Annotated in this window: 12 protein-coding genes; all 12 read right to left on the reverse strand. The window is 70.2% G+C overall.

The annotated features are described in order from the left end of the window. Positions 1 to 107 precede the first annotated feature (107 nt). Positions 108 to 500 (reverse strand): hypothetical protein, encoded by a 393-nt coding sequence (locus tag O7632_RS10250; protein ID WP_278113481.1) that lies wholly within the window; start codon positions 498 to 500, stop codon positions 108 to 110. Then, positions 497 to 1,045: a hypothetical protein gene (locus tag O7632_RS10255; protein ID WP_278113482.1), complete on the reverse strand. Its 549-nt coding sequence runs from the start codon at positions 1,043 to 1,045 to the stop codon at positions 497 to 499. Before O7632_RS10255 ends, O7632_RS10250 begins: the two co-directional genes overlap by 4 nt. 107 nt (positions 1,046 to 1,152) lie before the next feature. After that, entirely contained in the window at positions 1,153 to 1,569 is a 417-nt protein-coding gene (locus O7632_RS10260; RefSeq protein WP_278113485.1) for a hypothetical protein, read from the reverse strand. Positions 1,570 to 1,722: 153 nt separating this feature from the next. After that, complete coding sequence (locus tag O7632_RS10265) at positions 1,723 to 2,334, reverse strand: hypothetical protein (RefSeq protein ID WP_278113487.1); 612 nt, start codon at positions 2,332 to 2,334, stop codon at positions 1,723 to 1,725. A 1-nt stretch (position 2,335) separates the two neighbouring features. After that, positions 2,336 to 3,322 carry a DUF932 domain-containing protein gene (locus O7632_RS10270; protein WP_278113489.1) on the reverse strand — a complete coding sequence of 329 codons (987 nt, stop codon included), beginning with the start codon at positions 3,320 to 3,322 and terminating at the stop codon, positions 2,336 to 2,338. 171 nt (positions 3,323 to 3,493) lie between these two features. Continuing rightward, on the reverse strand, positions 3,494 to 3,634 hold the full coding sequence (locus tag O7632_RS10275) for a hypothetical protein (RefSeq protein WP_278113491.1): 141 nt from the start codon (positions 3,632 to 3,634) through the stop codon (positions 3,494 to 3,496). A 182-nt stretch (positions 3,635 to 3,816) separates the two neighbouring features. Next, complete coding sequence (locus O7632_RS10280; protein WP_278113493.1) at positions 3,817 to 4,221, reverse strand: hypothetical protein; 405 nt, start codon at positions 4,219 to 4,221, stop codon at positions 3,817 to 3,819. Between the two features lie 325 nt (positions 4,222 to 4,546). Beyond that, positions 4,547 to 5,815 carry a hypothetical protein gene (locus O7632_RS10285; protein WP_278113496.1) on the reverse strand — a complete coding sequence of 423 codons (1,269 nt, stop codon included), beginning with the start codon at positions 5,813 to 5,815 and terminating at the stop codon, positions 4,547 to 4,549. A 429-nt stretch (positions 5,816 to 6,244) separates the two neighbouring features. Beyond that, the gene (locus tag O7632_RS10290; RefSeq protein WP_278113498.1) at positions 6,245 to 7,297 is read right to left on the reverse strand and encodes a M23 family metallopeptidase; all 1,053 of its coding nucleotides are present in this window, start codon (positions 7,295 to 7,297) and stop codon (positions 6,245 to 6,247) included. Beyond that, entirely contained in the window at positions 7,285 to 8,157 is an 873-nt protein-coding gene (locus O7632_RS10295; protein WP_278119953.1) for a replication-relaxation family protein, read from the reverse strand. The genes O7632_RS10290 and O7632_RS10295 overlap by 13 nt, the downstream gene beginning before the upstream one ends. A gap of 8 nt (positions 8,158 to 8,165) precedes the next feature. Beyond that, positions 8,166 to 9,764, reverse strand: a complete 1,599-nt coding sequence (locus tag O7632_RS10300; protein ID WP_278113499.1) for a type IV secretory system conjugative DNA transfer family protein — start codon at positions 9,762 to 9,764, stop codon at positions 8,166 to 8,168. Next, positions 9,761 to 11,035 carry a hypothetical protein gene (locus tag O7632_RS10305; protein WP_278113500.1) on the reverse strand — a complete coding sequence of 425 codons (1,275 nt, stop codon included), beginning with the start codon at positions 11,033 to 11,035 and terminating at the stop codon, positions 9,761 to 9,763. Before O7632_RS10305 ends, O7632_RS10300 begins: the two co-directional genes overlap by 4 nt. Positions 11,036 to 11,111 lie beyond the last annotated feature (76 nt).

Raw genomic sequence — 11,111 nt, forward strand, 5'->3', positions numbered from 1 at the left:
GGGTATTGGTGGTCGTGTGGCCGGCAGGTGGCCCGGGTGGGCGAGGTGGCCGGTCGGGAATTGCGCGCACCCTCGGGTGTGCCCGCCGGCCACCGACCCACGTCGAGTTAGACGTGTGGGCGCAGCACTCGCCATGCCACCTGCGCCATGCGGTGCAGGGGCAGCGCGGCGAGTTTGGCCCGGGTAGCGGGTTTAACAGCGTCGTACAGGGTCAGGATTGCGGCGGCGGTGGTCGGGTCCACCACGACCCCGTCGATCTTGCGTGTCGCGCCGTGCATGGCTTCGCGGAGGACCTCGATTACGCGGGAGTCACCTACGGTCGCGTCGTCGGGGAGTGCGTCGATGTCGGCCAGTTCTTGACAGTCCGGGCAGGTCACGAGGTGAGGGTCCTCGGTGACGCGGATCAGCGGACCGTTGTCGAGGCCGCAGATCGGGCGAGGACGCCAGACGGACTTGGCGTGGGTGTATGCCAGTGGGCGGTGCCGTGAGGTGGTGTTCACGACGCTGCCTCGGGGGGCTCGGGCGAGATGCCCATCGGGTTTCCGGGTGTGATCCGGCCACGGCCGGCGGCGAGGGTGTCGAAGACCGTCGAGTACGTCTCGTGGAGCAGGGCACGGGTTCGTGCGAGATGTTTGCCTCGTACCATTTTCGCTGGCATCGCGTCGGCCACCCGCTGGATGAGGCCGTAGATGTCCCGGTTCTCGATGAGGTCGGCGCAGCCGTCACAGGCGGACCACCGTTCTCCCCATGCCTGGGTGAGTGCGTGTTCGGTGTCTGTGCGGCGGACGCGCGCGGCGTTGTGCCGATTGCGATAGTCGCTGACGGCCACAACCTGCGCGGTGACTCGTCGGACATTGGTCAGCTGGTTCGCACACTGGTAGATCCAGGTAGCGTCGGGTGCGGAGCAGAAATCGCACTCGATGATCGGGTCGGGGATTTCGGTGACCGGTACCGGCTCGGCTTTGTGGTCGCTGCGTTCGCCGCGCTGCTCGGCCGCGTGGAGGTACTCGACGATGACGCCGTAGGGATTGAAGCGGACGTTCACGCCTCGGCGGCACCGCCGACAGTAGAGCGGTTCGCCGGTCTGGCCGGGGGGCGTACCGGGTTCGGTCGGCCTGATGGAGTATCCCGGGTGGGGGTGGTGCGAGGGCATCAGTGTCCGCCTCCGGTCTTGCTGTTGGTGTGGGATCGGTTGAGGTTGGTCGGGTCGAGGGTCAGCGTGAGGCGTAGCCGGGCGAGGTCGATCAGGCGCCGTAGGAGGCTCGCGGTTCCGTTGGCGAGGTCGGCGTCGTAGTCGTGGGCGATGCGGCAGGCGTCGCGTAGTGCCACGCACGCGGTGACGAAGGCGGTTTCCAGTGCGGCGTAGTCGTCGGCGCGGGTGCACCACGCGACGTGGGCTGCCGGGTAGGTGCGCTCGGTGCCGTCGGGGAAGCGGAGGGTGTAGCTACGGGCATGGGTGGTATGCCGGGTGGAGTAGCTCACGTCGGTGACGGTGCCGAGGCGGTATTCGGTGGCGTCGGTTGGTGCGATCACCCGGGCGGTGTCGCCGTACTCCATGGATCGGTACATCAGGACTCCGTTCAGGGGTGGGTCTGGCTCAGCGGCGAGGTCGAACGGTCGGGCTGGGCCCATGCGAGTAGTCCGCCGTGAGCCGGAGGGGTGTTGGCCGGTGTGCCGCGCGGCCCGGGGTCGGACCGCTAGCCGCGCGGCGACCGGCGGCGGTCAGGCTTGGGTGGCCGTCGGCCCGGCGGCACGGTCGGGGTTCGCCGGTTGTCCGGCGGTCCCGTGGGGGTCGAACGGTGGTGTGGCCTTCAGCGGGGGCAGGCTCGGGTCGAGCTTCTGTCCGATGCGGTCGAGGCTGATCGCTCCGTACGCGGTCAGGTGCGCGCCTGCGGCGAGGGCCTGCCGGCCGGTGAGCAGCACGACGAGGCGGCGGCCGGCCTCGTCGTGGACGTGCAGCTCGACGTGGCCGTTGGTCAGCGGCCGGACCGGCATGAAGTGCTCGGCCTGCCCGGTGTGCGGCAGAGCCGTCCTGATCGCCTCGACCAGGGCGGGCCACCGCTCGTTGACGAGGGCGTCCCACTGTGCGGCGCTTGCGCTGAGATGGGCGTGTTCAGCCTCGCTTGTCGCCTGTTCGGCCAAGGCGTGGGCGACCTCGGCCGCCGCGAAGGTGGAGCACATCTCGTTGGCCAGCGCGACCACCGTCTCGGCGGTGGGTGCCGGTGCGTACAGCGGCGTGATGCTGGGCTCGGCGGGGATGTCTGTGGTCCCGGCGGCGGGGTTCCCGCCGGTACCGGGGCCGGGCGTGGTGGCCCGGCCCCCGTGCCGGCCCACGTCAGACCGCCAGCAACTCGAAGGCGCGGGCCTTGAGGTCCGCTCCGGCACCGGTCAGCGCCCGGGTGGCCCGGACGAGGTCGTTCTTGGCGGGGGCGAAGTGGTCCACGTACTCGGTGATGGCCTGGTAGCCGGCCCACCGGGTGCCCTTGATCGCCTTCTGCGTGTCGGCGTCGCGGATGAGGTAGCGCAGCGTCGCGGTGCGCTGTTTGGTGTTGTTGCGTGCTGTGTCGGAGGCATCGTCAGCGAGAGGCCACACCTGCGCGACGATCTTCTCGAACTCACCCATGGTCAGCGACGCGTTGATCATCTTTTCGGCTTCGGTCTCGAAGGCGTCGAACGCCTTCCACATCAGACCGAGTGCCTGGCGCGCCTCGGCGATCTTGTTGGTGACGTTGGAGGTGTGCCGGAACGTGTAGGAGCTGCGCGACCGTTGGTAGGCGAGGGCCTGCGTGTTGGCGCACACGATCCGCACCGGGGTCGCGTCGAGGCGCAGCGAGGCGGTGCCGTCGTGGCTGGTGGTGGCGGCGAGGTAGAGGTCCATGTCGTCCACTCCGGCGATCCGCATCGCGCTCGGCAGCTTCATGGTCACGAACACCGACCGGCCCTTGCGCATGGAGCCGGCGGTTTCGAAGTGCGCACCGGAGGCGTCGACCAGGAGGTTGAGTGTCTCGGCGACCTGCTCGTTCTGGACCACGCTGTAGTCCTCGCCGACAACGCCGAGGTACTCGGTCTCGCCGGTGACCGGGTTGGTTCGTACGGTCATGTACTTGTCGGGGCAGTCGACCTTCGTCACGCCCTTGTCGGTGATCTCGATGCCCTGGATGGCGATCTTGCGGACCTCCCAGCCTCCGAGCCACGCCTTGCTCATGACCTCCTGGGCGGTCATGCAGGAATCGGTGACGGTGCCGAGTTGGTGCCAGGCGGACAGCCGCGCTGAGGCGAAGGCGGCTTCGCCGTTGGCGAACGTCTCGAGTTCGTGTGCCACGGTGGCACCCCTTTCCGGGTCGTGTGGTTCGGGTGGGCGGCGGGCCGGGGATTGCGACCCCGGCCGCGCCGTCACAAACAATGTTTCCTACCTCTATGGGTGCATCAAGCCGATCGAATGGAGTCGATCGAGGTTTCTGTGGCGAATTTGACGCCCACCGCTGGGCGCGGCCTACCGGGTACCGGTGGCCGGTCGTAGTCGCCCGTCCGGCCCGTACAGATAGGTGTGCACGGCGTTAAACGGGGCCGGCAGGTACACGGTGTAGCCGTTCTCGGGGATGAACCAGGTTCGGTAGGCGCGGATGACGCCCAACAGGTACCGGTCGGGTTTGTCGCCGTGCGACCCGGCGGGATGATGCCCGCCCCGGGCCGGTCGGCACGGGCGCGACGGTGCCGACCAAGCGCCAGATGCGGGCACAGCGACAGATCGGCGGGATGCGCTCGCAGTGCCCCGGTGGGTCCGGTCGGCAGTCGGGCCGGTGCCCGATGGGTCGGTCACGACGTACCGGCCGCATGGCTGGGCCGGGCATCGGTCACGGTGATGTGCGGTTGCTGCGCCCGCAGAACGGCTTGCGCCTGTTGCCATTGCGCCTCGGTCAGGCAACAGGTGACCGGTGCAAGATCCGCGCAGCCCATCGTTACTGCCATGAGGTCGGCTGCTTCCGCCGAGTCGAACACGGCCACCATGTCACCGCCTGCGACCACGTACACGCGTGTCTCGTCGGGCCGGCGATATCTCGGTACGGTGCGGCGGTACTCGGCCAGCCACCGGCCGACGACCTCGGCCAAGTGGCCGGTCACGTCGTCGGTGTCGTAGCCCTCGCCAGCGAGCCACGCGAGGTGATCGCTCACGGTCCATTCAGGGTGGTTGAGCCAGGATTGCTGGACGGCCTGCCGCATGGTCAGCCGCGCGGCGACGCCGACCGGTTCGGCCGGTTGTGAGCCATCGGGGCCTGGCACCGGGCATAGTGGGGTGCCGTCGCGGTGCGACGCGTCCGGACGTGGGGCGAATCCGTCGAGGGGCCAGTGACGCGGCGGCACCGGCCGGGCCGGTTCCCCGCATTCGGGGCAGCGCAGCGACCCCGGCGCGCACGTCGTGCCATTGGTGGCGTGGTCGTGGTGGGGGCGGTCGTGAGTGGTCATTGTTCGTTCCTTCCGTGGCGCTTGCGGTGGGCGTACGGGTGCCGGGGCCGGGCAGGCTGCCCGGCCCCGGCAGGGCGGTAGGTCAGGCGGCTACCGGCGCGGCGGTGGCCTCGTCGGCGCTGGTCTCGTCACCAGCGGTCGCATCGGCCTGTGAAGGGGACATGAACGCCCGTACCTCGGCGGTCGCGGCGGGCGGGTTGTCGGCGAGGGCGTACGTCTCGGGGGCCTCGCGGGTCAGGATCAGCACACCGGCCCCGCCGAGCTTGGCCATCGCGTTACGGACCGCGCCGGAGCTCCGTCCGCCGATCTCACGGGCGACGGTGCCGGGGGTGACGTCGTGGCCGGTGCCGAGATCGCGCATGAACGCCTCGACCCGGTTGCGCAACTCGTTCTTGCCGAGCTTGGTCGATCCGTCGCTGTTGATCTCACCGGTCGTACGGCCGGTGCCGCTGACGCGGCGAGTGGAGGGGCGGCGGATCTTGCGGGTGTGCCCGCAGGTGGGGCACGTCGTGTGCGTCGGGGCGTTGGCTGGATCCACGGTGGCGAGGTCCCCGTCGCCGATGACCCACAACTCGTTGCCGTCGTCGTCAACCGGCAAGCGACGGGCGGCACCGGCAACCTCCATCGCTGCGAGGATCGTGTCGCCCATCGCGACCGACAAGCCACTTTCACCGATCGCCGCGTCAGCGGTGATCCCGTCCGGGTGCCCGCCCAAGACACCAGCCATGATCAGCACCTTCAGGTCAGGCTGACGCGCGGCGACCGGCGCACCGGACACGGGAGCCTCGGGCAGCGACGCCTCGTCGGTCGTTTCCGCCGCCTCGTCGGTGGTAGGTGCGTCGTCCGGCGTCGGCTCGTCGGTGAGGGCCGTCGCGTCGTCGGTGCCGGTGGGCTCGTTGGTCGGATCTGGCGTCGTTTCCGTGGCGGCCTCGGCGTCGGCCGTGCCGGTCGCCTCGTCGGTGGAGGTGGCGTCGTCCGGGGTCGTCTCGTCGGCCGTGTCCGGGATCGTGCCGCCGGTCGCCGGGGTGTCGTCGGCGGTAGGCGTCGGCTCGTCGCCGGTGGTGGCGTCGTCAGCGGAGGGCGTCTCGTCGGCCGTGTCGGGCGTTACCTCGGCGGGGGTAGCGAGTTCCCACGTATCGGCGCTCTTGCGGTTGCCCTTGGCCGGATCGGGCGTGCGGGTGGCAGTCCCGGCCGTTTCCATGTGCTGGAGTGCCTCGGTCACGACGGGCAGCGGCAGGCTCGCCTGTCCGGCCAACTTGCGGGCCGTGACGCCGGGGTACTGGCGCAACGCGTCGGCCACTGCGAACCGGGCCTCGTCCGTGCCGGGGGTGAGCAGAATGTTCGCGGTCATGGCGAATGCACCTCCATACAAGGGGTCGACAAATGGCGATTCCGCATGCGCGCGGTGCGCATTTCTTTTGCGGTTCGCCGGGGCGGTTTTGTTGCCCACGTCCATGGACGCTCGACACCCTGGTGATTGTCAACCCCGTTGACCAAGACTCTTTAGGTGGGACGCACCCGTACCGCTTCCGTGCTCGATCCGGGAACAGTTGTAGCCGTTTCTTGTGCCGTCCGGTGGCCCCTGTTCGTCGCTGGGCCACGTTCGACACCTGTCCCTAGTGCCGCACAGGATGGGTAGCGTGCCGGGCGCTCACGCCATCTGGCGGGGTCGCGAATTTCGGTCGATAGAACGATGTCGCGCGCCCGGTTCGCCGGACGCGCGGCGGTCTGCGCGACCCGTGAAGACCTCTGTGGATTGTGCCGAAAATCACTTCAGTGATTACGGTCCTACGCCTTTGCTGCGCATGAACGGAACCGGGTCAACGGCATTGCCACTCGTGGCGGGGTGGCCTTCGTGGATCTCGAAGTGTAAATGTGGTCCGGACGAGTTTCCGGAGCTTCCGACGCGCCCGATTGGCTGACCGGCGATCACCGTTTGCCCGACAGTTACGGTCGGTTGCCGGACCATGTGGCAGTAGCGCGACACGATGTCGTCGGCGTGGCGGATTTCGGCGTACCAGCCGCACCCGCCGAGCCCGGGGTGGCCGTCGCTGTCGCACGGCATCGGGTCGCCGGTGGGTTCCCACGAGTCGCCGTCGATGTTGCACAGGACGCGCGCCACGATGCCGCCGGACGCGGCGCGGATGGTGGTGTCTTTCGGGGCCGCGATGTCGACCCCGTCGTGGTCGGGCCGGTCGGCGGTGCGGAAACCAGAACCGGCCGTACCTGGCACCGGGCTGGTCCACCCGGAGGCGCTGATCGGTGGGCCGTCGCACACGGGCAGCGTGCCGCCGGTGTACGCGGCGACGATCTCGGTTGCCTGTGCCTCGTGGCGGGCGTAGGCGTCCGGATACGCCGACCGTTGCACCGCCTGTGCCGCGTCGGTGAGCGGTAGCCGTTCCCACTCCGGCACGGCGAGGAGACGTTCGTAGAACGTCGCGGCGGCGTACTCGGGGTTCATGATCTGTTCCGGGGTGCCCCACCCTTGCGACGGTCGCTGTTGGAACAGCCCCAACGAGTCGTGATCGTTGTCCGGGCCGAGGTGCCCGTGGTTGATCAACGAGGATTCCTGGAGAGCGGTGGCAACGGCGATCACCCAACCGCGCACCGGCACCCGCATCCGCTCACCCACAGCGACGATCACCGAGGCGTTATGGGCCTGCTCCGCCGACAACCCCGCCGGGACCGCCTCCGGTACGGTGACCGCCCCGGCGCAGCTACCCCCGCCCCCGCCACCACCGAACACGGACGAGACGACACCGGCCGTGGCCGAGGTGAGCAGCAGCAACGCCACAGCGGCCCCGACCGCGACCCACAGGGCTACCCGTCCCACGACGCACCACCGTCTCCGCCCGGTGCGGGCAGGCCAGCCAGACGCACCCGGTCGGGATGCCCCACGATGCGCCAGACCGGCCCCGCCGGACCGCCGGACGTCGCAGCATGGTCAGCGGCGGCGGTGGCCACGGTCACCCCGTCCGGCACCCCGGACCGCCGGAAATGGGCGCGCAGGTTGGCCTCACGGACGGCGGTGGGCAGCCAGAACAGCACCGGGTACGCACGCCGAGGCGGTAGTGCGGCGTAGCCGGCGAGTTTGCCCGCCACCCGACCCACCGTCTCGCTACCGAGATCGACCTCGGCCCAGAACGGCACCGCCGAGCCGTTGTCGGACCACACACCGTGTCCGTCCGGGCGGACCAGGTTGCCGCACGCCTCGCGGCAGCGTGCCTCGTTCCACCATCGCGCCAACCCCGTCCCAGGGTGCACGCGGGCGTGTGCCGTGAGCGCGACGAAGAACCCGTTCACCGCGATTAGGTGCGCCAGTGTCGGGGACATGGCGAGTCGTCCGGTGGCGTCGCGCACAGCGGCCGGACGCGGCAGCGTCTCGCCGCGTCCGGCCGCGATGAGGGCCGCGCCGACCGGGCCGAGGGTCCACCTCCATGCTTGCGAGCCGGGCCGCTGGTAGTGGCGGAACCGGTCGAGGATGTCTCGGTCGTGGAGGGTGTTGAGCCGGTTGCGGGCACGGCCGACGGATCCGAAGGCGAGGTCGACGAGCTGGTCGGTGGTGAATGTCCGGTGTTGGTCGAGCAGGTCGAGCAGGAGCCGGTCTCGGGGGGTAAGCCGGCCGAGTTCGGCGGCAACAACGGACGCCGTGAGGCGGGAGCTGCCGTTGGCTGGTGTGCGGGTAGGAGGGATATCTCTTATCAGTCGGTTCCGGTCCACAGGTCCTCCTCACCGCCGTCCACGTGCGCGTATGACGTGTTCAAGGGGGCGTGTTCACCCGGCTGTTCGTGGTCGTTGCGTTCCTCGTTGGATCGCTTGTCAGAACTCTCGTTAGACCGCTCGCCCTGAACAGCAAAGGTGTTGCGGCCCACCAGGTCAGCAGCAGCGGTGCCGACCGGGGCAGACGACTCGGCGACCGCTGGGGCGGTGGCGGCTTCGCTGAACAACTGCCTCCGCCGTGCAACCGGCAGGCCGGTGTGGTCTCGGGCGGCGCGGCGCAACTCGCCGGCGCGCCCGGCGATGGCTGGTGGTGGAGGTTCGGTGTCGGCGGTGACCGGTGGGACGATCCGTCCGCCCGCGACCGGGCGCAGGACGACCTCGTAGCCGCCGAGGCGGATCAGGTCACCGTCGTCGAGGTACGGGCGTAGGTGCCGGGCTTGGTCGATGGCGTCGCGGGGTGCGAGGGCGAAGTACACCTTGTTACGGGCGTTGGCGTCGATCGCCTCCACCATGTCCCCGGACAGCTGGCCCAGGTACTGATGGGCGAGGACGAACGAGGTGTGCAGGCCACGGGCCTCGGCGAGGGCGTCATCGATTCCGATGGGCAGATGTAGGAAGTTGTGGCATTCGTCCAACACGATCATCGCGTCGGGGCGGTCGTCCTCGGGGATGCGGGCGCGGGCGGTGGTGGCCTGCCACAGCCCCGCGAGCAGCAGCGAGCCGACGAGGCGGGTGCCGTCCTCACCGAGGACTCCCTTGGGCAGCCGGGCGAGCAGGACGCCGCCGTCGAGAATGTCGGCGAAGGAGAACGTGGTGGCCGGCACACCGAACAGGCTGTTCGCCATGGGGTGCGCCAGCACGAGGCGCAGCCGGGACAGCAGCGGGGCGACGAGGCCGGAGCGTTGAGTGGCGGGCAGCTCGTTGAACCCTTCCCAGAACTCGCCGAGGGTGTTGCCTTCCCACGCGTTCAGCTTGCTGGTTGCCGTGTTGACCCTGCTGGTCCTCCACTTCGAGTCGGACAGCAGCCGCGGTAGTTGGGCGAGGGTGGCGCCTTCGACATGGGCGAGGGTGAGCAGGCCGTGGTAGCAGATGTCGGCGGTGCGATGGCCCCACCAGCGGGACCACACCTTCGCCATCACCGCTGTGAGATTCGCGGCGACGTCATGCGGGCTACCGCCGTGCACGGCCGGGTCGAGCAGGTTGATCGCCGGTGGCGCGGTGTGTTCGTCCGGGTCGATGAGGACCAGCCGGTCACCACAGTCCTTCGGTAGCCGGGCGAGTAGGTCTCGGATGAGGTCGCCCTTGGCCGGGTCAAACGCGGCCACCCCACGTCCGGCGGCCACGTCGTCGAGGATCATCCGCATCAGCAGGGTGGTCTTGCCCGTGCCGGTCGGTCCGAGCGCGTGCAGGTGATAGCGGCAGTCGGTCAGGGAGATCCCGACCCGCATCGCTGGTCCGGCGTTGGCGACACCGATGACCTTGCCTCCCAGGCCGTGCCGATCCTCGACGGGCACCAGGTTCAGCCGGCGGTTTTCTAGGTGGGAGGTGGTGGCCTGTGCCTTGGTGTTGGTCTTGTTCATGGGGTGCTCCAGGCGGTTGGCGGTTCGTCGTCTTTGGCCGCACCGGGCTCTGCTTGCGCCGTCGGACGATGGTTCGTGTTCCGCTCAGTGGTCCGGAAGATGTCGCGGGTCGCGGCGCGGCGACGGGACGCCGCGCCGGGCAGTCCGTAGGCGGCCGGCTCGGCGGGCAGCCCGGCGAGGGCGGCGGCTTCCGTCACGGAGACGACGCTCATCCGGGTCTCGGGCACCCACCGGTCGGCTGCCGCGACGGCTCCACGCCGGAGCCGGCGGCGGGTGAAGTGCGCCGACAGCAGCCCGAACCCGGAGCTGACATCAGCGGCGGCAGCGCGAGCGGCAGGCGTGGTGGGGCCGGTGGCGACCGCGTGTACGGCGACGAGCAGGTGAGGTGCGTCGGCGTACTTCGCTCGCGCCCGCCGGGCCAGCTCGGCGGTGTACGGGTCGCTCGGATTGGCGCGTCGCCTCGGGGCCGACGGGCCGGGCGTGAAGATGTCCAGGACGCCGATGATCAGCGCGCGTAGCCCGTCGGCGAGCAGGCCAGCGACGCGGGAGACACCTCGGGGGCGGTGGACGCGCTGCGGGTTGGTCATCGCCCGACGCAGCAGCCGCAGCCGGTGAGCCGGTGCCCGGCCGAGGTGGACCTGCAGGAGCGCGCCGCCGGTGCGCCCGGCTGAAGCGAGCCCGCCGTAGACGGCTCGCAGCCGGTCTTCCTCCGGGGCGCCCGCGTCGGTGCCTCGGCGCGTTGGCGGAGATGGGTCTTCGACCAGGGGCAGCCATTCCGGCTGCGTCGGCCAGACCGCGAGGGCGGCGACCGCCCCGGACATCGGGACGGCGGGTGGACGGGCCTGTTCGGTCCTCACGCCGGGCCAGCCGCGTTGCAGCAGCCGCACGACGGCGGTCGGGTTGACCCCGGGTGGCAGCCACAGCCCGCAGCGCATCCCCTCCGGGTCGGCAGCGACTTCCCAGATGAGCCGGGCCGGGCGCGGCGCCCACCGGCGCGGCGCGGGCAACACCGTGGCGAGTAGCCGCCACAGGCCGATCGTCGCGGCCGGCGTAGCGGTCACCGGTGGAGTGATCTCCAACCACCGTGCTCCGGTGGCGTGCCGCCGCCAGACGCGCCGCCGCCACACCGCCCACAGAACTCGGATGGCGATGAGCACCGCCACAGCGGTCAGGAGCAGCGGCCACCGGTCGCGGACGAGACGCCACACGGCAGCGGTGGCGTCGCCGCCCCACGAACCGCACAGCAGCTCACCGACAACGGAGCCGGGCACGCCGCCCTGACCAGGCACACACCCGGCAGGCTCCAGGGGCGGCGACGGCGGGGATGCGGACAGGACAGGTACGGGA

Origin of the sequence: Solwaraspora sp. WMMD406, from assembly GCF_029626025.1 — a bacterium.
Lineage (GTDB): Bacteria > Actinomycetota > Actinomycetes > Mycobacteriales > Micromonosporaceae > Micromonospora_E.